Here is a 21870-nt window from a genome sequence, read left to right on the forward strand (position 1 = left end):
ACTAAATAGCTTTTTGAGTTAACAATTCTAAAAGCTAAATCCTTCCTGGGTCAGTACTTTTTTTAAGTTTTTGATATAAAACCTGTAAGCAAAATTCAGCGGAAGATGCAGCCTGCACATAAAAACGATCAATTCTGTCTGCCAGCCCGGGTTCTCGATGTAGTTAAGCAATCGTCTAAAACGGATCGCCAGCTCGAACTCCTGAGCATACAGACATTTCCTGATAAATGTACGGATTCGTGCCGCTAAAAGATCAAATTCCTGCTGATCGCGATTGAGATCGTAAGCCTTATTGCAAACCGCATAGTAAGAAGCCAGTATACCGCTTCCTTTTTGATAAACTTTGGTAGAAAGTGAAGATGGGTGGATCCTTTTTTTTGTCAGGATATCGTCCAGATAAAAGTATTTGAAGAGAACAGAAGAGCGTATCCAGAAGTCGAAATCCTCAAACAGCAAGCTCTCATCGTAGCCGCCCATTTGATTGAGCGCCGCTGTCCGCATCATCATGGTAGGCGTGCAGATGAAATATTTTTCGAGGATATTTTTGTAGACATCGCCTGAGGGAACAGGCGCCAGTGCTTTTTCATTGCCATCGACCGCGTAGTGATTATGCAGCCGTGAGCCTTTCTGATCAATGTAAATGGCATTTGAAAACACCACTGCAAATTCCTCCGGTAATTTTTCAAAAGCCTCAACTTGCTTTTCGATCCGGTCGGCCATCATGATATCGTCTCCTGAGAGATCGATCATGTATTTGCCATTGGCAATGTTGAGTCCCTGGTTAAATGCTTTACACAAGCCGTAATTGGTATTATTTCTGATGATCTGAAATGCGGGGGCTGATGCTTTAAATCGCTCAATTAGCGAAAGCGTACTGTCGGTGCTGGCATTGTCGACTACAATGAGCTGAATGTAGGGATATGTCTGATAAAATACCGAAGTAAGAGTCTCCTCTATGTATTTTTCCTGATTATATGTGGTCAGGATCACAGTAACCAATGGCTTTTCCAATGCTTTCATTTCAACACGCAGTAACGCGAATTCCAATCTCACGACGGCGATCGTAGTTAATTTGTACGCCGTAAGTCACAAAGCTAGGAACAATAAAATGAAGTTACCGAGATTGTTATTTAGCGGTAAGTTACCTCTTGGTCACCTTTTTAATCCTCGTTGCAGCCATAATACTGGCATTGATTTCAAAACCCAGAATGATTACGAATGCAAGCAGATAGAGCCAGATCATTAGTGCGATCATGGTACCGATCGACCCGTAAAGCTTGTTGTAGGAGCTGAATCTGGACAGATAAAACGAAAACCCGTAGGTCGCCGCCAATATCAGAATGGAGGCCACAATGGAGCCTGCATTAACAAAAGCGTGCTGCCTGCCGTGCGATGGGGCGAATCGGTAAATAATGGAGATCGTCAACATCAATGACCCGAAACTGACCAGATAACGGGTAATGTTCAGCAAGGTAATGAGCCAGTTATCTTTCAAAATATGCCAGTCGCTGACCAGGTTCATAACACCGTCGCCGACGATCAGCAGAATGACGGAAAGGAAAAGTACTGCGATCAGAAGCAATGTCAGTAAAATGGCTATTCCCCGTATCTGAAGAAATCCACGTGTCTCGTGATCTTCGTAAACCATGTCGAACGAACGCATTAATGACATCATTCCGTTGGTGGAAGCGATCATGGCAAATATAAAACCGAGCGACAACACGCCTTTCCGCGGCCTGCTGACAATGTCGATGATGGTTTGATCCGCATCCTCATAAATTCCTCTCGGAATATTTTCTCTCAGCAATTCCATGATCTGTTTATCCAGATTCTCGATCGGAATATACGGGATGAGTGTAAAAAGGAAGATAATGGCCGGAAATGAGGCCAATGTAAGGCTGTACGCAACTGCCGAAGCCCGCTGGTCGATATCATATTTGCGGTTACTCTTGACCAGATTGATCAGGATGTCATACAAAGAGACAGTTCCTTTGAGCAGCATGGTTTGCTGTAACCAAATGATAATTCGCTTGATATGGCGGTTTTTCAACAGTTTTTCAAGCATAGTGTGTCCTTTTGGGTTACTCCTTGATTTCAAAATGCGGTTTCAGCTTGTTGAGCAATTTTTCCGGCGCCATACACAACTTTCCGTTGTCGCGACGCTGAAAAACCAATGTAGTTTCGCCGGTATTGAGCAAAACATCATTCTGGTTGCGGATTTCGTAATGAAAAACCACCCGGATACCCGGCATATCGTGCAATGTTACCTTGATACTCAATTCGTCATCATACCGGGCAGGTTTCAGGTACCGGGAACGGTTTTCATAAACCGGCATCATCACACCTTCGTCCTCCATCACTTTGTAATGAAAATCGAGGCTTCTCAATGCCTCTACCCTTCCTATTTCGTAGTACCGTGCGTAATTTCCGTAATACACGTATCCCATCTGGTCAGTATCGGCATAACGCACCCTGACTCCCTTCACTTCGTAGCTAAACATGCTTATTTCATGATTTTAAGCCGGTTCAACTCCGCCTGGTATAGCCGGGCGTTGGCGAGGTGATCCGTATAATTAGTAGCAAAAGCATGGTAACCCGAAAGGTCCGCTTTGGCACACATATAAATATAATCGTGCTTGTCGTAGTTGAGTACTGCGTCCAGCGAATTAAAATCAGCAACCCGGATCGGGCCGGGAGGCAGGCCGGTATTGACGTAGGTATTGTACGGGGATTTAGTTAAAAGATGCCCGTTTAATATCCGTTTGATCCCAAAATCTTGTAAAGCAAACTTGATAGTAGGATCAGCCTGCAAAGGCATATTAGCATGCAAACGGTTGATATACAAACCGGCTACTCTTGGGCGCTCGTCTACTTTCTGAGCTTGCTCTTCCTCTACAATTGATGCGAGAATGGAAACCTGAACAGGTGTCAGCCCAATCGCTTTCGCTTTGGCGACCTTTTCGTCAGTCCAGAATTTTTTGTACTCACTATGCATTCTGTCCAGGAACTTTTCAGTACCCGTCGTCCAGAAGATCTCATAGGTATTCGGCAAGAACATGGAAACAATGGTGAGCGTATCCAAACCGTACTTATTACATACTTCCGGGCTGTCCAATGCTTTTCTGAAATTTTCTTCACCAAACTCAAAACGGCTTCCGATCCGTTTGATCAGGTCTTCTTTCAGCCGGATATTGTTGAATGTTAGTTTCACCGCATCCTGATCACCTGATATCAGCTTTTTAATGGCCGTATAATTGTTAGTCTTCGGCTTGATAACATACCGCCCGGGCTTCACTTTTTCGGTGTATTTCAAAAGTTTGGCCAAAAACTGAAAGGAAATGTGATCATTGATCACATCATGTTTGTTCAATGTGTCTAAAACTGTTTTGTAAGTGGCACCTTCCGGTATCAGCAACACAAAACTGGCATCAGTATCGGCCTGCAGATTAGGCGTTTTAAAGATCTGCCAGAAATAAAATGAGAATGTTGTTGCCAGAATTGCGATGGTGACGAACAACCCTACTTTGAAATTACGCGACATATTTTTTTGGCTGTCAGCTTTCGGCGGTAGGCCGTCGGCTTTTTTGTTATAAATTTATTTCAAATGGTATGCCAAATCGTTTGGCTAGTTCATCGAGTGATACAACTACCGGTTCCAGCAAAGAAATTCCATGAACCCCGCGCTCCGCTTCCATTTCACGTTCAGGGTCGCCGGGAATGATTACTTTATGACCTTCCACAGCCCTGGCGCCGCGAAATGCACGAATCCATTTATCCATATCATCTTTGAATTCATCCGCAGGCCGGAAACCGTCAACACGCATCGCACCCAAAAAATGCCCGGTACCGAGTCCCACACCTTGCTGCGCGGTCATGAAACCAGCCGTAGCGAAAGGTGGTACCCACGGGCCAAAGTTAGCGCCGGAAAGCACACCCGAAAAAATATCCACAATAGCGCCCAGCCCGTAGCCTTTGTGGCTTCCATGCTCCCGGTCCGACCCGAGTGGCAGCAAACCTCCCCCACTCTTTACCGCATTGGCATCGGTAGTAGCATTGCCTTCTGCATCCTGCGCCCAGCCCAATGGAGCGGGCAAACCTTTGCGCTGCAATATTTCGAATTTACCATAGGCAACGGCCGTCGAAGCGAAATCAGCCACAAATGCAGGCTCTTCATTCGCCGGCACTGCCACTGCTATCGGGTTGGTGCCTAGCAATTTATCCAAAGAAAAAGTAGGGGTAACCAGCGGGGCAGCATTCGTCATGGTCCATCCGATCATATCTTTTTCCAGCGCCAGCATCGCATGATAGCCCGCAATACCAAAATGGTTAGAATTCCGGACCGATACCCAGCCTGAACCAACCTTTTCCGCTTTTTCCATTGCAATTTCCATGGCTTTGGGTGCTACCACCAGCCCCAGCCCACGGTCACCGTCCACGACAGCTGTGCTGGGTGTTTCGTACACAACCTTTACCTCAGGATTAGGATTAAGCCTTCCATGGTCGTACAAGCGCACATAACCCGCCAACCGGGCGATTCCGTGAGAATCAACCCCGCGCAGATCGGCACTGACTAATACTTCGGAAGCCAGTCGGGCCTCTTCGGGTGAACATCCTATCGCAAGAAAAACCTCCTCGGTAAAATGTTTTAAATAACTGGCCTGATACATATACGTTAAATGAATGAACTTCTTTTTAATTTTACCGGGTATTGTAAAAGTCAGGCTTTTAAACCTCGGTTTTTTTGCAAATATCCTAATTCAATCGGCATCGTCCAATAATTCGCATGGAGGATCTGAATTTTCCCACCGGTCGCAGCAACAGTCCGGTCGTTGATTAGCCACAAAATAAAAAGCAACTGTCCTGCAAATCAGCCTGGCACATAACGGGCTACATATTCAATGGAAATAAAAAACTTCTTCTTTAAAAGAATCATCAGTTATTTTATCCGGGGACTTGTTCTGGTGGCTCCTCTTTACGCAACGGCACTGATCATCTGGACCGGCGTTGAGTACCTCGACAACATTCTCCCGATCGATATCCCCATTTCGAACGAGCAATCAGTGTATTTGCCCGGCCTTGGCGTGTTGATCATCATACTCGGAATCGTACTGCTTGGCTTTCTGTTTTCGACCATTATTCCACAATCTTTCTTCAAATTCACGGAAAGCATCATGCGGCGGCTTCCGCTGGTAAGCCTGATCTACTACTCTATCAAAGACCTGATCCTCGCTTTTGTTGGTGATAAAAAGAAATTCAATCAGCCGGTGCTGGTGACGATGTACAAGGAAACTGACATTAAAAAAATCGGTTTTATCACGCAAACGGATCTCAGCCACTTGAAAATCGCAGACCATGTAGCCGTTTACATGCCCCTCTCCTACTCCCTGTCCGGCGAATTATTCATTGTGCCTACCGAACATGTGACATTGCTCGAAGCGAAGTCGACCGACGTGATGAAAATGCTGGTATCCGGAGGTGTTTCTGTCAAAGTTTCAAAAGAGGAAACCCCTGAGGAGGAGGAAATTTAATGTATTTTTAAGGAGCAACATTGCAACACTTTTGCCCGTTTAAAAGAATGATTCCCTATATTTGAACCATTCTTTTTATTATATGAGACAACTACTTCCAATTGTCCTTTTGCTCCTGCTAGGGAATCAGCGGGCCTGGTCTCAGGATCACTACGACCCAAAAAAAGCCCTTACCAGTGAAGAACTTTTTATAAAACAGGGCGGTACCAACAGAGTTATAGCCACGCCAGGCCAGAAATACCTCGTTCTTGACGCATCTCCGGTCATCGGAGGCTTCCATCGTTACCGGTTTTTCCCGGGAGATAATATCAAGTTCAGAATGCACGATGAAACGATCCGCTTCAATGAAACCATTGCCAATGTAACCGATTCTTCTTTCAGCATTGCGGTCATCAACGAGGCTGTCGGACGAATGGATTATCAGGAGATTTTGCTGAAAGACATCCGGCTTATGAAAGTTTCCAAACGCATTCCTTTTATCACACAGCTAGCACCCATTTTACCTCTTGCGGGAGTGATCTACATCGGAGCAGACTTTTTTAACAAAGGCGTTGACAATAAAAGATATACGACTGATACTTCTTCTCTCATTGTGGGTGGCGCACTGATGGCCGCCGGATATATCTGTTATAAGCTTACTTTTTCTTCCCTGAAAATCAATGGCAGGAATAAGTTGAAAGTGCTTGAAACTTATTGAAATCTTAGTTTTAATTCTGAATTTTTTAAAGTGAAATCCATTCTTGTCAATCCCCCGCAGCAACCTATAAGGGCAGTCATCCAATTAGCAGCTTCCAAAAGTGAATGTAACCGTGCCTTGATCATTAATGCCCTTACTGGCTTTAAATCAGAGCTTTCCAACATTTCGGAGGCACGCGATTCGCAAACTATGCAGCGATTGCTTAATTCCCAGGACCACATTGCGGACGTGATTGATGCGGGTACTACCATGCGGTTTCTGACTGCCTATTTTGCAGTTACTAATCAGTCCAAAATCATGACGGGAACGCCCCGCATGTGTGAGCGGCCGATCGGAATACTCGTGGATGCATTGCGCGTACTGGGCGCGGACATTACATACGAAAAAGTAGAGGGTTACCCGCCATTGAAACTGAACGGATTTACATATTCAGGTACGAATGAAATTACTATGCGCGGTGACGTCAGCAGCCAATACATTTCTGCATTGCTATTGATCGCACCGGAACTGCCCGGCGGGATTACTATTAAGCTGGAAGGCGAAGTGGGTTCAAAGCCTTATATCGAAATGACATTGAACCAAATGGCATATTTTGGTATCGACTACAAAGCGGATTGGCAGACCAATACCATTCAAATACCACCATTTAAGTATCAACCCAAGCCGTACGCCATTGAATCCGACTGGTCAGGTGCCAGCTACTGGTATAGCATAGTGGCATTGGCAGAAGAAGCCGAAGTTGAATTGCTGGGCTTGAAAAAAGACTCATTGCAGGGTGATAGCGCCATCGTAGATATCATGCGGCACCTGGGGGTAGAGAGCGTATTCACCGACGGTGGTGTGCTGTTGACCAAAATTCCTGATGCCCCGTCCATTGGCTGGGATTTCACCGATTGCCCTGATTTGGCACAAACAGTAGCAGTTTGCTGTGCCGTGAAAAACATCCGTCTTTCCATGACCGGTGTCGAGAGTTTGAAAATCAAAGAAACCGACCGGATTTTTGCTTTACAGGAAGAACTTAGAAAACTGGGTGCTGAGCTTAAAGAGATTGAAAAGGATCATTTATATGAAGTTGCGGTAAATAAAGACGCCGTACTGACCACACCTCCTTCTATTCATACGTACGACGACCATCGTATGGCAATGGCTTTCGCGCCGGCAGGTATGGTGAGCCCGATCATTATCGAGGAACCTGGGGTAGTCGTAAAATCTTATCCGGGCTACTGGAACGACCTTGCAAAAGTTACATCCTGGGAAGAAATATAATCCCCGGATTTCATCAACACGCTGATTTTATGGAGAATGTGTTTTCGTTTTTAGGATCTGTTCCTGTTTGGGTTTACATCATCCTAGCGCTTGCGTTCATTGCACTCAGGGACATTTTGCAGCGAAAGCATACCATTCGGCATAACTTTCCGCTGGTGGGACATTTCCGGTATATGATCGAGCGGATCGGACCTGAGCTTCGCCAGTACATTGTTGCCAATAACCGCGAAGAGCTTCCGTTTAACCGTCGGCAGCGCTCCTGGATTTATGCTTCTTCCAAAAAAGAAAACAACTACCAGGGATTTGGCACAGACCAAAATATGCAGGAACCGGGCTACGTCCTGATCAAACCTGCCATGCTGCCATTCAAGCTGGATTCTACGCATAATCATCACGTCAAAAATGGTAATGACCCCCATCATTATACCATTCCTTCTGCCAAAATAATAGGCGAATACCATCAGCGCAAGCGCCCATATCGCCCCCGTTCTGTGGTGAATGTGAGCGCAATGAGCTTCGGTTCGCTGTCTTCCCGCGCCATTGAATCGCTGAACAAAGGCTCTTACCAGTTTGGCAATTACCATAATACCGGCGAAGGCGGATTGTCGCCCTACCATAAGTTCGGTGCCGATGTGGTTTTCAATATGGGTACTTCTTACTTCGGTGTACGTGATCCGGAGGGAAACTTCATGATGGAGAAACTGGTCAAAATGACCCAGAACAATCCAAGTGTGCGAATGATCGAGCTGAAACTTTCGCAGGGTGCAAAACCCGGAAAAGGCGGCGTACTGCCCGCCAGCAAAATCACCGCTGAAATCGCAGAAATACGTCAGGTACCGATGGGTGTGGACATTGTGTCGCCACCTTATCACAGCGCATTCTCGGACGTTCGCGGAATGATCAATTTTATTGAGCAAATGGCCGCAACTACCGGACTACCGATTGGGATAAAATCAGCGGTAGGTAAAACGGATATGTGGGAAGAACTAGCCGATCTGATGGTGGAAACCGGCAAAGGCCCTGATTTTATTACCATCGACGGTGGTGAGGGCGGTACCGGTGCCGCGCCCCCTTCATTTGCAGACCATGTATCGTTACCATTGGTTTTTGCATTCAGTACGGTTTACAAGATTTTCCAAAAACGAAACCTCAATGATAAGATCACATTCATTGCCTCAGGAAAACTCGGGCTACCGGCTCAGGCTGTCATGGCATTTTCAATGGGTGCAGATATTATCAATGTAGCGCGGGAAGCAATGATGTCCATAGGCTGCATTCAGGCCCAGTCTTGCCATACCAATCGCTGCCCCACCGGAATTGCTACCAATAATAAATGGCTCGAATCCGGCATTGATCCTACGCTTAAAAGTGAGCGTTTCAGTAATTATATGACCACGATGGCCAAAGAAATCATTGAAATCACACATGCAAGCGGCTATGAACATCCTTGCCAGTTTGGCATGAATGATGTTGATATTTCGATGGGCGATAACAACAGGACCATTCCGTTGGCCGATAATTATGGCTACTTGAAAACAATCGTACCTTACCCAGGCATTAAAACCTTGCTGGAATGCCCGCATCTGGGCGGCCGGAAAATCCCCGGCGAAAAAGTTGCCTGACAATTACCTAACACACTATGAAATCACATGCTATCGAAAAAACACGCCCTATGCCTCTTGGTACCTTTCCTAATTACTTCCTGCTCCGATCCTGATCAACCAATTAGCAGATCAGGAAGAGATTACTTCCCGCTCGAATCAGGCCAGTATTCGGAATTTAATGTGGAAAAAACTCGGTTCACAGCCGATGGACAGGTTAGCACAAAGCATTACTACATTCGCCAGCTGACCGGCAAGTCTTTTGCGCAATCGAATGGACAGCTCACATTTCCCCTATCCTATGATCATCAAAATCCCGACCACAGTTGGTCCACGGATTCTGCGTCGGTAACATGGCAGACTCTTTCTCAGGCATTTGCACAAGAAAGCGGCCAGCCGGTCATTAAAATTACTTCTCCCCTTTACGACGGCATGTCCTGGAATGCCAATGCGTATAACCAGGCAGGCACACGTCTTTGTAATGTAAAAGACATTGGAAAACCCTGCCGGAATGGTGCATTGTATTTCCCGAATACTGTTACTATCGTCAGGCAGGATGATTCCACACTTTTGTCAAGAAATAAGTATATTGAAATATATGCGCAGAACGTTGGTCTCATACGGCGTGAGCGGATCACCTTACAATATTGCTATACACCCGATTGCGTTGGAAAAGGAATCATCAGTTCGGGCTCCAAGGAAGTGATTATCATTCAAAAATTCGGAAAACAATGATCAGATCTTTATTATACTTCATCATTTTCACGCTCGCTGCCCAACCTTTTTGTCAGGCGCAAAGTAATCCCAGATACCTCGTTTTATACAAGGACAAGGCCAATTCTCCTTTTTCCATTGATAAGCCAACTGCTTTTCTATCGCAACGTTCGGTAACCCGTAGGAACCGGCAGAACATTCCCATCCAAACGCAGGACTTGCCTGTGAACCCTGACTATGTGGCGGCGGTGAAGCAAACCGGTGCCAGGATCATTTATTCCTCCCGCTGGTTCAATGGTTCGGTGGTAGAAGCCTCGGCAACACAACTTACTGCGATTAAAAAACTCGCTTTTTACAAAGGCATTGAACTGAACTTACCGATCGCGAACCTCACTTCCAAAACACCGGGAATAGAGCGAGTAGTGGCTGTGAAAGACAAGTTCGAAGCTAACGAAGACCTTAACTACGGCGGCATGAATGCGCAGCTAGCACTCATGGAAGTGCCTGAACTGCACAAAAAGGGATTTCACGGCGAAAATATGCTCATTGCCGTCCTTGACAATGGGTTTAACAATGGTAACATCGTCCCTTTTCTGAAACATTTGAAAGATGAGAACAGGGTCGTCGATACACATGATTTTGTTTCGCGGGACAGTGACGTTTACGCCGACGGCTCTCACGGTCTGGCTGTACTGTCGACCATTGCTGCCAATCAGCCGACTGTCATGATAGGAGCTGCATTTAAAGCCTCCTTTGCACTGTACCGTACCGAAAATGACTTAGCCGAGACTCCCTACGAAGAGGTAACCTGGCTGCTGGCAGCGGAACGTGCTGACAGCGTCGGCGCTGATATCATTAACTCTTCCCTAGGCTACACCACTTTTGAGGGAGAATTTGATACGGACGAATACAATCACACTTATGCCGATATGGATGGAAAAACCACGATTGTGAGCCGCGCAGCACGTTTTGCGACACGCAGCGGAATGATCGTCACCAATTCGGCTGGTAATGATGGTAACAAAAGCTGGCACTTCATTGGCGCTCCGGCAGACGTTGATTCGGTATTCACCGTTGGCGCCAGTAACTACGATCGCTCCTACGCCGCATTAAGTTCAGTAGGCCCCAATGCAGCAGGAATTCAAAAACCCGACGTAGCAGCCGTGGGTGCGGGAACCATTGTTGGAAATACTTCCGGTAACGTTTCGGGAGGTAGTGGTACCTCTTTTTCTTCTCCACTCATTGCAGGCGTGTCGGCGCTATTCTGGCAGGCACATCCTGAGCTGACTGCGCAACAGATCATTTATGTATTAAAAAAATCAGGACACCAGGCTTCGGCACCGGATAATCTGCTGGGCTACGGCGTGCCAAACCTGACCAAAGCAGAGGAAATATTTGTAGCAGAGTTCAAACCATTGGGTACAGAAAATGAATTACTGACATCAATCGTTCTGGCTCCCAATCCGGTTCAAAATGAAGTCAGGCTGACTATTCCTCAAACATTGGTAGGACAAAATGCTGAACTGACGTTGCTCGGAATAAATGGAAAAGCATTGAATGCGTCTCAGTCCCGGCTTACCAGGAACCATTCGATACCGACAGGCAATATTCCGTCGGGCCTATACCTGATCAACATTAAGGTAGCCAGCCAGGAAAGGACATTGAAATTTATAAAGCGCTGACCTTCCGCACCATTCGCATAATCGATTCAGAATCGTGAAAGTTTTCCACTTCGGTTAAAGGAATCCATTTCACGTCTTTGGACTCCGCATTCATTGTGATGGATTGATCATTGCCAGCAGCGAACACAAAGCGGATGTCATAATGATAATGTGCCGGAATTTCCTTTCGTTCCGGGATCAAATGTACATCCACGTCGTAGATACCGGGTTTCAACAATTGCAGATCTTCCACACCTGTCTCCTCCCACACTTCCTTCCTTGCTACATCCTCTACTGCCGGGTCTCCGTCACAATGTCCGCCCGGCTGAAACCATTTATCCAACTTGCTATGGTGCATCAGCAAAACCGCACTTTTGTCGGCAGACAGCACCCATCCCGACGCTGTAATGTGCCCTTTCAGTAAACTTCTTTCGAAACAATCCGGGTTCTCGTTCACAAAATGAATGGTATCCTGCCACATTTCTTCTTCCATTCCGGGTTCTGGCTGATAGGAGTTGAGCAGGGAAAGCAAACTGTTTCTTTTCATGTAGGCTATGTAATATTTTCATTCTAATTTCACCACAAGTTTAATACTTCAAGAAATAAACCACCTTATTCAAAATGAAAAAGTATCTATTATCTGTTTCCATCGCCGCTTTGCTGGTTACCCAATCCATGGGCCAGCGCACGCCGCAACCAAGTCCGGCAGCTGGGGTTATGCAGACTATTGGTGTCACTGATTTTACAGTTAAATATTCCCGGCCATTCATCAAAGGACGTAAAGTGTTCGCCGACAGCTCCGTTTTGGCACCCTACAACCAGATCTGGCGTACCGGAGCCAATGCTGCAACCACATTCGAAGCCAGTACTGAGTTTTCATTCGGTGGCAGGAAGGTTCCAGCTGGTAAGTATGCATTGTTCACCATTCCATCCGGCGCCGCCTGGACGGTGATGTTGAATAAAAATTATGAGCAGGGAGCAGAAGGTTACAAGGAATCCGATGATCTGGCCAAGATCATGGTAGTACCTACATCGAACCAGTTCAACGAAGCATTCAAGATTGAGATTGAACCGGTGAATGACAGCACTGCTTACCTTAATATTTCATGGTCGTCTGTTAATATCCCCATTCCACTTGCGGTTAGCACAGAAAGCCTGACATTGAATGCATTGAACAAAGCAGTTGCAGAAAAACCCGAAGATGTAGCAGTATTGCAAAGCACAGCAGGATATTTACTGTCAAAAGGCAAAGATTTACAAATTGCATTAGGCCTGGCTGACAAAGCGATTGGCTTGAAAGAATCATTCTCAAACTTGTGGATCAAAGCGCAGATCCTTAGCAAACTAGGCAAAGTAAACGAAGCTATTCCGGTTGCGCAAAAGGCGTTGACAGTAGGCGCCGCATCGGGCGATGGTGCATTTGCGTCATTCTACAAAGGTCAAATCGAGAAAGGGTTGGCAGATTTGCAATCCAAAGCGACACCAGTGAAAGAAGTTGTGTCGGCAGTAAAAGGAAAGAAGAAAAAGAAATGATCGTTTGCAGGTCGCGGATGGTGCAATTGTTACATCCCTGACGGGATTTGAAAATCATCAACATTCGTTTTTTCTACCGAGGTTGCGTCGCTACGCGACTTTACACCGTGCCAAGTCAATGCCGTTAGGCATGTAACCGCGGTAGCAAAAAGATTTTCACAAATATTCAAAATGCCGTCAGGTATGTAACAAACATCCCCTGACGGCATTTTATCTAAAAAATCTCGGAACACTCCATCCGTTGCGGACGGCCAGGATCCTGATCACGATGATGACGAGCGACGCTGTAATAAAGGCGACATTTCGTTCTGCTCCCAATTTATCCAATAACAAATAACTGCACGCTCCCGCAAAACACGCCGTTGCATATACTTCCTTCCGGTAAATGATCGGAATCTCATTGGTCATTACATCCCGTATTACCCCACCCATAGTCGCTGTAAAAACGCCCATAATCACTGCAATTTCAGGTCTGACACCTAAATGCAATGCTTTTTCAGTCCCGACGATCGTAAAAAGGGCGATACCAAAAGTGTCAAACAGGAACAAGGTCTTGCGGAGACGTAACAGGTATTTGTAAAATACGAATGTGACCAGAATACCGGCCATAATCGCATAAACAATGGTAATGTCGCTGATCCAAACCAGCGGGTAGCTATCAAGCAAAATATCCCTTAATGTACCTCCGCCAATGGACGAAATGAATGCGGTAAAACTGGCACCAAACCAATCCTGATGCTTTTGGTCTTTCACGGCAAGCGCGCCGGAAATTGCAAAAGCAAAGGTTCCAATGATCTCTAAAATATACTGAATGCTCATTCCTATGAATCCCTAAACCGCTACCGGCGCTTTAATGCCAGGCCAGGGATTATAATTTTGAAGTTCAAAATCTTCGAATTTGAAATCAAACACACTTTTTACATCAGGATTGATAGCCATTTGAGGCAGGTCTCTCGGCTCGCGGCTGAGTTGCAACTCTACCTGATCCAAATGGTTGAGATAAATATGCGTATCGCCGCCTGTCCATACAAAATCTCCCAGATCAAGCTCGCATTCCTGCGCGATCATCATGGTCAGCAGGGCATAGCTTGCGATGTTGAATGGTACTCCCAGAAAAACATCGGCACTACGCTGGTAAAGCTGGCACGACAGTTTGCCTCTTGTTTCGCCAGCATCGGTGTCGGGAGGCGCGACGTAAAACTGGAACAATGCATGACATGGCTGCAATTTCATTTCCGACAATTCGGAAGGATTCCAGGCGGAAACAATGATCCTGCGCGAATCAGGGGAGTTTTTCAGCTGTTTCAGGATTTCCTGCAACTGATCGACAGACTTACCATTGGCTCCCTCCCAGCTGCGCCATTGTTTGCCGTAAACCGGTCCGAGGTCGCCATTTTCATCGGCCCATTCGTCCCATATGGAAACACCATTGTCTTTCAAATACTTGATATTCGTATCACCCTGTAAAAACCATAGCAGCTCATAGATTATTGACTTGGTATGCACCTTTTTAGTGGTTACCAGCGGAAAGCCATCCTTTAAATTAAACCGCATTTGGTAGCCAAAAACACTAATGGTACCAGTTCCGGTCCGGTCTGTTTTGCGGACACCATTTTGAAGAATGTGGCGTAATAAATCGTGATATTGCTGCATTGGAAATTTGAATTGACACTTTTATTGATTCTGAACTAAGCAGCCGTTATTTCAACACTGTAAGTAATGGTTGCCAGCGCTTCCATTTGGGCAGTAGCTGAGCAATACTTTTCCATTGACAATGCGATCGCGCGATTGATCTTGTTCTCATCCAGCTGATTACCGGTAAATTTGAACAGCAAATGGATCTTACGGAATGGTTTCCTCATGGTATCCGCTTCCTGCTCGCGGTCGCCTTCCGTAATGATGCGAAAATCTGTAATATCCTGACGTTGTTTCTTCAAAATCAGCACCACATCAATAGCGCTGCAACTTGCCAGGCCCATTAATAATAACTCCATTGGTCTCACACCCAGGTTACTTCCGCCAATGTCAGGCGAGCCGTCGGTATGTACTTTTACTTCTGATGAACCGCTGCCTTCAAAGTGGAAGGCGTCGTTTACGCGGACTAATTCTACTTTCATAATTTGCTACTCGGGTTATCCGGACGGATCTTCCATCCATGATTTTGATCGTCTTTATCTCTTAAGGATTTGGACAGAATCAAAGTTCAAATATACTGGATCATTAGCGAATCGGCTATTTACCTTAATAATTTAAAAACTACTATAATCCTTGTATATTCGTTTTTATTAAAAGTTTAATACTTCATTGAGATGCTAAAACTATGCGCTGGCATAATGTTATGTCTGGTTTTATGTACAGGTTGTAAAAAGGAAGCCGAGAAAGAGCCTGTTGTGAAGGAACCTGAGCTTACCGAAAAGAGCCTCGTTGGAACCTATAAAGGCTATAAATTTTTCAACAAGTCGTACAAAGATTCGCTGGCTGTAACCATGAAAGTAGAATGGGTTTCAGACCAAAAAATGAACATTGAAGAAATAACGCCTTTCAACCACGTTAAGCAAATAGAACTGACCGGCTTCAATTTCACTTACGACCGGGGAGTGGGCGAAGATGATTGCGGAAGAATAACAATGACTGGCACCGGCAACTTTAAAGGTACCAGCCTGTACGTGATCGAAACCATTAAATGTACCAGGACTGAGAGGCCTGATAAGTATGTGGAATACAAGGTCACAAAGACCCAGTAAGCGTTACCCGGTAAGCGTTACCCGGTAAGCGTTACCCGATAAACCGACAGAATGATGTGGAAAGAAGAGGATAACAAACTAAAAAAAAGCTTCACTTTTAAAGATTTTAAGAAAGCTTTTGCATTTATGACCGAAGTCGCAGAAACGGTTGACAAAATGGACCATCATCCTTTTTGGACCAATATGTACAACAAGGTCACTTTTGAATTGAACACCCACGATGCGGGGGATATTGTAACCGAAAAAGATAAGAAGCTGGCGGCGGCGATTGATGCAATTTTTGAAAAGAGCAAATAACTGCCTCCCATATTTTAGTGCCCTAAAGAATTTAAATGAAACTTTACATAGTACCCACGCCCATTGGCAACCTGGAAGATATCACACTCCGAGCTATCAATGTGTTGAAGAGTGTGGATGTGGTTTTGGCTGAGGATACCCGCACCTCAGGTACATTGCTCAAACATCTTGGGATCTCCAAACCCATGCATAGTTACCACATTCACAATGAGCATCAGACCGTTACCCGGGTTGTTGAACGTATTTTAAAGGGCGAAAGCATGGCCCTCGTTTCGGATGCAGGAACACCTGCCGTTTCGGATCCGGGTTTTTTGCTGGTGAGGGAATGTATCAAACAGGGCGTTGCCGTTGAATGTCTCCCCGGCCCTACCGCTTTTGTCCCCGCATTGGTCAACTCAGGCCTCCCGAGCGACCGCTTTACATTTGAAGGTTTTTTACCCCATAAAAAGGGTCGCCAAACTCGTCTTCAAAACCTGGTAGAAGAAGAACGTACGATGATTTTTTACGAATCTCCTCATCGGCTGATCAAGGCTTTACAGCAGTTTGCAGAGTTTTTTGGCGCCGACCGGCAGGTTTGTGTTTCCAGGGAACTGTCGAAGATTTATGAAGAGAATGTCAGGGGAACGGTTCAGGAAGTAATAGCCTACTTTTCCGAAAAAACAGTTAAAGGGGAGATTGTCATCGTCCTGGCCGGTAAGGCCGAAGAGAAAAAGAAATCTGAAAAATATGCGGACGAAGATCCCGAATAATATGAACCCGAACTATCGCCAGTCTTTTAAAAGCCTAACAATTGCCGTTCTCTTTTTTTTGGGCCTTAGTTTGACGGCATCTGCCCAGTTTGCCACATTGAGCCCCCACGCAAAGGTAAGCCTGGTCACTTTTGGGCCTGGGGAGGAGTTATATTCAGGATTCGGGCATAGCACGATCTGGATTTCCGATCCTATGTTGGGGCTCGACAATGCTTACAGTTATGGCACTTTTAGTTTCGAGTCGGGCAATTTTTATATCAAATTTCTGCGCGGGACGCTTCCGTACAAGATCTCAGTAGAGCCGATGGCGCTTCTTATACCTTTTTACAGATCAGAAAACCGGTCTGTTTCCGAGCAGGTTTTAAATCTTTCGCAGGCACAAAAACAGAAGCTTTACAACTATCTGGAAACTAACTACCTGCCTCAAAATCGCTTATATCAATATAAATTTTTCTACGACAACTGTGCGACCCGGTTGGTGGATGCCCTGAAAGCGGCAAGCGGCGATAGCCTAATTTATACGGGGTATACCAAAGAAAAACTAAGTTTCAGGCAATGGATTGACAGATATGCTTTTAAACAAAATCCCTGGGCCGACTTTGGAATGGACCTGGCGATTGGTGCGCAGGCTGATGAAATTGCGACTGCTGAACAAGCCACTTTTTTACCGGACAATCTGGCTACTGCATTCGCTGACGCAAAAATTAAAACCGCATCGGGTATTATGCCTCTGGTTGTTGCAAAGCACGATTTGTTTACCGCTGAACCTATCATATACAAAGGCATATTTACGCCAACAGTCACATTCTGGACGTTAGCAGTGCTGGTCTTGACATTAACTTATTGGCAGACAAAAAAAGAGATCGTCAACTTTACTTTGGACAAGATACTGTTTTCTGTTGTCGGGCTTGCCGGCTGGATTTTAGTGGTTCTCTGGGCGATCAGGAACGATGGCACTACCCAATGGAACTATGATATTCTATGGGCCTTTCCATTGTGGATGCCGCTGATTTTCTTCTTTTCCGAGAAGAAGAAACCTTACTGGTTCCAGTTCTTGTTAATATTTTACGGATTTCTCTTACTTTGCGCAACAGGCAATGTGTTGAAACATAATTATGTAGTGATCCCTATCATCTTAACATTGATCATCAGGGTTTACTACATTAATAATTCACTTTCTAAAATTCCCGAAAAAGGATAAATATAGTATGGATCTTGAACTGCTGACACAACAAACCATTGAAATTGTAAGGCAGGCTTCTTCATTTATTCAACAGGAAGCTGCACTTTTTTCCCGTGATAAAATCGAGTACAAAGACCTGAATAACCTGGTTTCTTATGTCGATAAAGAGGCTGAAAAACTGCTGGTTGCGGGATTAAGCCAAATTCTCCCGGAAGCAAGTTACATTACAGAAGAAGGTACAACGGGTCAGGAGCCGGATCCTGAGGCATTGAACTGGATCATCGATCCGCTCGACGGGACTACCAATTTTATTCACGGCATACCTGTGTATTGCGTGAGCGTAGGGCTCGCCAGAGGCAAAGAATTGCTGCTCGGCGTTATCCACGAGCCTAGCCTGAACGAAATGTTTTATGCCTGGCAGGGAGGCGGGGCCTGGTGCAATGGCAAGAGTATCAAGGTTTCCAATGTGCCGCTTTTGCAGGACAGCCTGATCGCCACAGGGTTCCCTTACTATAAATTCGAAAAGCAAAAACGGTATATGTACATTCTCGAACTGCTGATGCAAAAAACGCACGGTATCCGCAGAATGGGCGCCGCAGCAGTGGATCTGGCTTACGTCGCAGCAGGTCGTTTCGACGGATTTTATGAATATAATCTCAATTCCTGGGATATGGCGGCCGGCGTATTGATGATCAAAGAGGCAGGCGGCACCGTAACTGATTTCAATGGTGACGACAACTATCTTTTCGGCGGAGATATCATCGCAGCTTCCGGTGCTCACAAGGAACTGGTAGAAGTAATCAGGGGAAATTTTTAAAACCTCTCAAGTATCGCGCCAGCAACTCATTCGGCCATTCACTCATTCACTCATTCAAAATTAAATGGACTCAGACCAACTTCGTTATCCTATCGGCAAATTTCAAGCCCAGGACAGCTATACCCCGACGGAAGTAAAATCGAATATTCAGATCATCAGTGCCCTACCTTCTAAATTCATCAATTTGCTGGGTGCCTGGGACGACGACAAACTGAATACACCATATCGCCCGGACGGCTGGACAGTAAGGCAGTTGGTTCATCATGTGGCGGATAGTCACATCAATGCCTACACACGGTGCAGGCTGGCGATGACTGAGGACAATCCGACGATTAAGCCTTATGAGGAACAATTATGGGCTGAGTTGCCGGATGCCAAAATGGCACAGGTAGAATTATCTATTCAGTTGCTGCGCTATGTGCATTTACGCTGGGTTTTGTTGTTGAACTCAATGGATGAAAACGATCTGGCCAGAACATATGTGCATCCCGCTACCGGCCGTGTAACCCGTTTGGATGAAGTGATCGCGAGTTATGCGTGGCATAGCGAGCACCATTACCAGCATGCTTACAGGCTGGCGGCCAGGAACAATTGGCAATCGTAAAGTGTTTTTAAGCTATGCCAGTTCAAGAGATCATTATTTTCCTCCTTTTCGCCGCCGCAGCCGGATACATTGGCTGGCGCATATGGAAAACATTCGATAGCCGCAACAGCGGCGGATGTGCAAAAGGATGCGGCTGCGCCGCAGACAAGGCGGCATCGGATGCAAAAATGGGATAATTAACAAACAGGAAGCCCCTCCGGGGCTTTTCACATCAAAAAACGGATTGCTACAAACAGAAAACCGCTCTGCGGTTTGATAAATGCCAGAGGCATTACCTGTTTGTAGCAATCCGTTTTTAATTATTTTTTTGCCCCGGAGGGGCTACCTGTTTTTTTACAATGCCCCCTTCTTAATATCCTCAACCACGGCAGGGTCAAGCAGAGTGGAAATATCTCCAAGATTGTTGAAATCGCCTTCCGATATCTTTCTCAAAATCCGGCGCATAATTTTTCCTGAACGGGTTTTTGGCAAGCCTGTTACAAACTGCACTTTGTCAGGCTTCGCAATTGGGCCAATAATACTGGAAACCGTGGCAGCAATGTCCTTTCTGAACATTTCAGCATCATCTGGTTCCTTCTCCACAATGACGTAAGCATAAATGCCTTGTCCTTTGATATCATGCGCATAACCTACCACCGCTGATTCTACCACGCCTAAATGCATATTAATCGCATTCTCCACTTCCGCAGTCCCTATCCGGTGACCTGACACATTGAGTACGTCGTCAACACGGCCGGTAATGCGGTAGTAGCCATCCTCATCACGCAAACAGCCGTCTCCGGTGAAGTACATACCCGGGTAAGTTGAAAAATAGGTCTGTTTGGCACGCTCATGATCTCCATAAGTAGTGCGGATAATGCCGGGCCATGGGAATTTCACGCAAAGGTTTCCGGTCACATCGTTACCTTCCAATTCCTTGCCATTTTCATCTACCAATACCGGCTGGATGCCTGGTAGCGGCAGAGTGGCGAATGTTGGTTTTTCAGGCGTTATGCCTGCCAGCGGAGAAATCATGATCCCACCCGTTTCAGTCTGCCACCAGGTATCTACCAATGGACAATGGTCAGCACCGATGTTGGTTTTATACCAATGCCAGGCTTCTTCATTGATAGGCTCTCCCACAGATCCCAGTTTTTTCAGGGACGAAAGATCATATTTTTTAACAGGATCTAACCCGAAGCTCATCAGCGAACGGATAGCGGTAGGCGCTGTATAAATGGTGTCTACTTTATGTTTTTCAACGATCTGCCAGAAACGGCCAGCGTCCGGGTAAGTCGGTACGCCTTCGAAAATGATCGAGGTCGCCCCGTAGCACAACGGTCCGTAAACAATGTAGCTGTGGCCGGTGATCCAGCCGATATCTGCTGTACAAAAATGAATTTCGCCGGGCTCGTACTGAAACACATTCGCGAAAGTGTAGGTCGCGTAGATCATGTAGCCACCGCACGTGTGCACAACACCTTTTGGTTTCCCTGTCGATCCCGAAGTGTAAAGGATAAATAACGTATCCTCAGCGTCCATTGGCTCAGCCGGACAAACGGAATCCACATGTTTCACTTCCTCTTCCCACCACAAGTCGCGCCCTTTGATCATGGAAACCGGTGTGCGGGTACGTGTCATCACGATCACGTTTTTCACCGTGGTACATTGCACCAAAGCCTCATCCACAGTCGCTTTCATCGGTATTACCTTCGAACCGCGGAAGGCTCCGTCGGAAGTGATGACCATATTGCATTCGGCATCATTGATACGGTCGGCAATGGATTTGGCAGAAAACCCTCCGAAAACCACCGAATGGATCGCCCCGATGCGTGCGCAGGCAAGTACGGCCACGGTAAGTTCAGGTACCATCGGCAGATATATACAAATCCTGTCGCCTTTTTTAACCCCGTGCTTTTTAAGCACATTGGCAAAACGGCAGACTCTGTCGTACAAAACACGATAGGTGATGGTGACCGCCTGGTCTTCGGGATCATTTGGCTCCCAGATAATTGCCTTCTGATCGCCTTTATCCGCCAAATGACGGTCCAATGCATTTTCGGTGATGTTCATCACCCCGCCTTCAAACCATTTTACATTCGCTTCATGAAAGTCCCAGCTCAGAACTTTTTTCCACGGTTTACGCCACTGAAATTGTTGGGCCACTTCCGCCCAGAAACCTTCGGGATCGTCTACACTTTGTTTGTAGGCAACCTGATACTCTTCAAAGGTCTTAATTCTCATGATAAATAAAGGTTAAACTTAGGGAAATAGGATATTGGCTGACAATTTATAATTTTCATTTGGTTAGTCCTACTTAATACAAAACAGAAAATTAACCCCATCTGATCCATATTGCTGATACTCAATACATAAGACCAAAAGATGAATTGTCCTCAATCTGATAATCTTTCTATTATACTTTTCCGCGTGGCCCGGCTGTGACTCCAAACCAAAATGCCGTACTTTCGGGACTTGAAACAGTGTGTCTAAGTTT

Annotated in this window: 24 protein-coding genes; 14 read left to right on the forward strand and 10 right to left on the reverse strand. The window is 45.8% G+C overall.

All coding sequences use genetic code 11. From position 1 onward, the window contains the following. Positions 1–27 precede the first annotated feature (27 nt). The 5 genes from ON006_RS18505 to ON006_RS18525 all read right to left on the reverse strand — a co-directional run bounded on the left by ON006_RS18505 (position 28) and on the right by ON006_RS18525 (position 4667). Entirely contained in the window at positions 28–1053 is a 1026-nt protein-coding gene (locus ON006_RS18505; RefSeq protein WP_244820856.1) for a glycosyltransferase, read from the reverse strand. An 88-nt stretch (positions 1054–1141) separates the two neighbouring features. Then, on the reverse strand, positions 1142–2065 hold the full coding sequence (locus ON006_RS18510; protein WP_244820857.1) for a YihY/virulence factor BrkB family protein: 924 nt from the start codon (positions 2063–2065) through the stop codon (positions 1142–1144). 16 nt (positions 2066–2081) lie between these two features. Further along, positions 2082–2501 carry an acyl-CoA thioesterase gene (locus ON006_RS18515; protein ID WP_244820858.1) on the reverse strand — a complete coding sequence of 140 codons (420 nt, stop codon included), beginning with the start codon at positions 2499–2501 and terminating at the stop codon, positions 2082–2084. Between the two features lie 2 nt (positions 2502–2503). Beyond that, on the reverse strand, positions 2504–3541 hold the full coding sequence (mltG, locus tag ON006_RS18520; protein WP_244820859.1) for an endolytic transglycosylase MltG: 1038 nt from the start codon (positions 3539–3541) through the stop codon (positions 2504–2506). A gap of 46 nt (positions 3542–3587) precedes the next feature. Further along, complete coding sequence (locus ON006_RS18525; RefSeq protein WP_244820860.1) at positions 3588–4667, reverse strand: Ldh family oxidoreductase; 1080 nt, start codon at positions 4665–4667, stop codon at positions 3588–3590. A 231-nt stretch (positions 4668–4898) separates the two neighbouring features. On the opposite strand from ON006_RS18525, the gene ON006_RS18530 reads away from it, so the two are divergent. The 6 genes from ON006_RS18530 (at position 4899) to ON006_RS18555 (ending at position 11488) form a co-directional block, all read left to right on the forward strand. Next, positions 4899–5528 (forward strand): DUF502 domain-containing protein, encoded by a 630-nt coding sequence (locus tag ON006_RS18530; RefSeq protein ID WP_244820861.1) that lies wholly within the window; start codon positions 4899–4901, stop codon positions 5526–5528. Positions 5529–5610: 82 nt separating this feature from the next. After that, positions 5611–6225, forward strand: coding sequence for a hypothetical protein (locus ON006_RS18535; RefSeq protein WP_244820862.1), 615 nt, complete (start codon positions 5611–5613; stop codon positions 6223–6225). Positions 6226–6255: 30 nt separating this feature from the next. Further along, the gene (locus ON006_RS18540) at positions 6256–7491 is read left to right on the forward strand and encodes a 3-phosphoshikimate 1-carboxyvinyltransferase (RefSeq protein WP_244820863.1); all 1236 of its coding nucleotides are present in this window, start codon (positions 6256–6258) and stop codon (positions 7489–7491) included. Between the two features lie 29 nt (positions 7492–7520). Beyond that, a complete protein-coding gene (locus ON006_RS18545) occupies positions 7521–9113 on the forward strand; it encodes an FMN-binding glutamate synthase family protein (protein WP_244820864.1) in 1593 nt (530 codons plus the stop codon). 57 nt (positions 9114–9170) lie between these two features. After that, a complete protein-coding gene (locus ON006_RS18550) occupies positions 9171–9827 on the forward strand; it encodes a hypothetical protein (RefSeq protein WP_244820865.1) in 657 nt (218 codons plus the stop codon). Beyond that, positions 9824–11488 carry a S8 family peptidase gene (locus tag ON006_RS18555; RefSeq protein ID WP_244820866.1) on the forward strand — a complete coding sequence of 555 codons (1665 nt, stop codon included), beginning with the start codon at positions 9824–9826 and terminating at the stop codon, positions 11486–11488. Before ON006_RS18550 ends, ON006_RS18555 begins: the two co-directional genes overlap by 4 nt. Here ON006_RS18555 and ON006_RS18560 read toward each other — a convergent pair. Then, entirely contained in the window at positions 11475–12014 is a 540-nt protein-coding gene (locus ON006_RS18560; RefSeq protein ID WP_244820867.1) for an NUDIX hydrolase, read from the reverse strand. The two genes, ON006_RS18555 and ON006_RS18560, sit on opposite strands and share 14 nt — an antisense overlap. Positions 12015–12088: 74 nt before the next feature. Here ON006_RS18560 and ON006_RS18565 point away from each other — a divergent pair, with 74 nt between their 5' ends. Next, positions 12089–13000 (forward strand): DUF2911 domain-containing protein, encoded by a 912-nt coding sequence (locus ON006_RS18565; RefSeq protein WP_244820868.1) that lies wholly within the window; start codon positions 12089–12091, stop codon positions 12998–13000. 210 nt (positions 13001–13210) lie between these two features. Here the strand turns inward: ON006_RS18565 and ON006_RS18570 are convergent, their stop codons facing one another. The 3 genes from ON006_RS18570 to ON006_RS18580 are packed head-to-tail and all read right to left on the reverse strand — an operon-like array spanning position 13211 to position 15117. Next, entirely contained in the window at positions 13211–13819 is a 609-nt protein-coding gene (locus ON006_RS18570; RefSeq protein WP_244820869.1) for a trimeric intracellular cation channel family protein, read from the reverse strand. A 12-nt stretch (positions 13820–13831) separates the two neighbouring features. Further along, on the reverse strand, positions 13832–14653 hold the full coding sequence (locus ON006_RS18575; protein WP_244820870.1) for a thymidylate synthase: 822 nt from the start codon (positions 14651–14653) through the stop codon (positions 13832–13834). A gap of 35 nt (positions 14654–14688) precedes the next feature. Continuing rightward, the gene (locus ON006_RS18580) at positions 14689–15117 is read right to left on the reverse strand and encodes an OsmC family protein (RefSeq protein ID WP_244820871.1); all 429 of its coding nucleotides are present in this window, start codon (positions 15115–15117) and stop codon (positions 14689–14691) included. Positions 15118–15333: 216 nt separating this feature from the next. On the opposite strand from ON006_RS18580, the gene ON006_RS18585 reads away from it, so the two are divergent. From ON006_RS18585 to ON006_RS18615, 7 genes are all read left to right on the forward strand, one after another. After that, positions 15334–15744 carry a hypothetical protein gene (locus tag ON006_RS18585; protein ID WP_244820872.1) on the forward strand — a complete coding sequence of 137 codons (411 nt, stop codon included), beginning with the start codon at positions 15334–15336 and terminating at the stop codon, positions 15742–15744. Between the two features lie 54 nt (positions 15745–15798). After that, positions 15799–16041, forward strand: a complete 243-nt coding sequence (locus ON006_RS18590) for a 4a-hydroxytetrahydrobiopterin dehydratase (RefSeq protein WP_244821181.1) — start codon at positions 15799–15801, stop codon at positions 16039–16041. Positions 16042–16076: 35 nt separating this feature from the next. Next, on the forward strand, positions 16077–16790 hold the full coding sequence (rsmI, locus tag ON006_RS18595; RefSeq protein ID WP_244820873.1) for a 16S rRNA (cytidine(1402)-2'-O)-methyltransferase: 714 nt from the start codon (positions 16077–16079) through the stop codon (positions 16788–16790). After that, positions 16768–17991, forward strand: coding sequence for a lipoprotein N-acyltransferase Lnb domain-containing protein (locus ON006_RS18600; protein ID WP_244820874.1), 1224 nt, complete (start codon positions 16768–16770; stop codon positions 17989–17991). The genes rsmI and ON006_RS18600 overlap by 23 nt, the downstream gene beginning before the upstream one ends. Before the next feature lie 7 nt (positions 17992–17998). Next, positions 17999–18790, forward strand: coding sequence for an inositol monophosphatase family protein (locus ON006_RS18605; RefSeq protein WP_244820875.1), 792 nt, complete (start codon positions 17999–18001; stop codon positions 18788–18790). 64 nt (positions 18791–18854) lie between these two features. Then, positions 18855–19394 (forward strand): YfiT family bacillithiol transferase, encoded by a 540-nt coding sequence (locus tag ON006_RS18610; protein WP_244820876.1) that lies wholly within the window; start codon positions 18855–18857, stop codon positions 19392–19394. 14 nt (positions 19395–19408) lie between these two features. Continuing rightward, positions 19409–19570: a FeoB-associated Cys-rich membrane protein gene (locus ON006_RS18615; protein WP_244820877.1), complete on the forward strand. Its 162-nt coding sequence runs from the start codon at positions 19409–19411 to the stop codon at positions 19568–19570. A 157-nt stretch (positions 19571–19727) separates the two neighbouring features. Here the strand turns inward: ON006_RS18615 and acs are convergent, their stop codons facing one another. Continuing rightward, the gene (gene acs, locus ON006_RS18620) at positions 19728–21617 is read right to left on the reverse strand and encodes an acetate--CoA ligase (protein ID WP_244820878.1); all 1890 of its coding nucleotides are present in this window, start codon (positions 21615–21617) and stop codon (positions 19728–19730) included. Between the last annotated feature and the right edge of the window lie 253 nt (positions 21618–21870).

This window comes from Dyadobacter pollutisoli, from assembly GCF_026625565.1.
Classification (GTDB): Bacteria; Bacteroidota; Bacteroidia; order Cytophagales; family Spirosomataceae; genus Dyadobacter; species Dyadobacter pollutisoli.

Bases quoted from the DNA above. Each gene is read 5' to 3' on its own strand.
- ON006_RS18555 (WP_244820866.1), top strand. From the start codon at position 9,824: ATGATCAGATCTTTATTATACTTCATCATTTTCACGCTCGCTGCCCAA.
- ON006_RS18600 (WP_244820874.1), top strand. From the start codon at position 16,768: ATGCGGACGAAGATCCCGAATAATATGAACCCGAACTATCGCCAGTCT.
- rsmI (WP_244820873.1), top strand. From the start codon at position 16,077: ATGAAACTTTACATAGTACCCACGCCCATTGGCAACCTGGAAGATATC.
- ON006_RS18590 (WP_244821181.1), top strand. From the start codon at position 15,799: ATGTGGAAAGAAGAGGATAACAAACTAAAAAAAAGCTTCACTTTTAAA.
- ON006_RS18565 (WP_244820868.1), top strand. From the start codon at position 12,089: ATGAAAAAGTATCTATTATCTGTTTCCATCGCCGCTTTGCTGGTTACC.
- ON006_RS18615 (WP_244820877.1), top strand. From the start codon at position 19,409: ATGCCAGTTCAAGAGATCATTATTTTCCTCCTTTTCGCCGCCGCAGCC.
- ON006_RS18545 (WP_244820864.1), top strand. From the start codon at position 7,521: ATGGAGAATGTGTTTTCGTTTTTAGGATCTGTTCCTGTTTGGGTTTAC.
- ON006_RS18605 (WP_244820875.1), top strand. From the start codon at position 17,999: ATGGATCTTGAACTGCTGACACAACAAACCATTGAAATTGTAAGGCAG.
- ON006_RS18535 (WP_244820862.1), top strand. From the start codon at position 5,611: ATGAGACAACTACTTCCAATTGTCCTTTTGCTCCTGCTAGGGAATCAG.
- acs (WP_244820878.1), bottom strand. From the start codon at position 21,617: ATGAGAATTAAGACCTTTGAAGAGTATCAGGTTGCCTACAAACAAAGT.
- ON006_RS18515 (WP_244820858.1), bottom strand. From the start codon at position 2,501: ATGTTTAGCTACGAAGTGAAGGGAGTCAGGGTGCGTTATGCCGATACT.
- ON006_RS18570 (WP_244820869.1), bottom strand. From the start codon at position 13,819: ATGAGCATTCAGTATATTTTAGAGATCATTGGAACCTTTGCTTTTGCA.
- ON006_RS18610 (WP_244820876.1), top strand. From the start codon at position 18,855: ATGGACTCAGACCAACTTCGTTATCCTATCGGCAAATTTCAAGCCCAG.
- ON006_RS18575 (WP_244820870.1), bottom strand. From the start codon at position 14,653: ATGCAGCAATATCACGATTTATTACGCCACATTCTTCAAAATGGTGTC.
- ON006_RS18525 (WP_244820860.1), bottom strand. From the start codon at position 4,667: ATGTATCAGGCCAGTTATTTAAAACATTTTACCGAGGAGGTTTTTCTT.
- ON006_RS18530 (WP_244820861.1), top strand. From the start codon at position 4,899: ATGGAAATAAAAAACTTCTTCTTTAAAAGAATCATCAGTTATTTTATC.
- ON006_RS18560 (WP_244820867.1), bottom strand. From the start codon at position 12,014: ATGAAAAGAAACAGTTTGCTTTCCCTGCTCAACTCCTATCAGCCAGAA.
- ON006_RS18510 (WP_244820857.1), bottom strand. From the start codon at position 2,065: ATGCTTGAAAAACTGTTGAAAAACCGCCATATCAAGCGAATTATCATT.
- ON006_RS18580 (WP_244820871.1), bottom strand. From the start codon at position 15,117: ATGAAAGTAGAATTAGTCCGCGTAAACGACGCCTTCCACTTTGAAGGC.
- ON006_RS18585 (WP_244820872.1), top strand. From the start codon at position 15,334: ATGTTATGTCTGGTTTTATGTACAGGTTGTAAAAAGGAAGCCGAGAAA.
- mltG (WP_244820859.1), bottom strand. From the start codon at position 3,541: ATGTCGCGTAATTTCAAAGTAGGGTTGTTCGTCACCATCGCAATTCTG.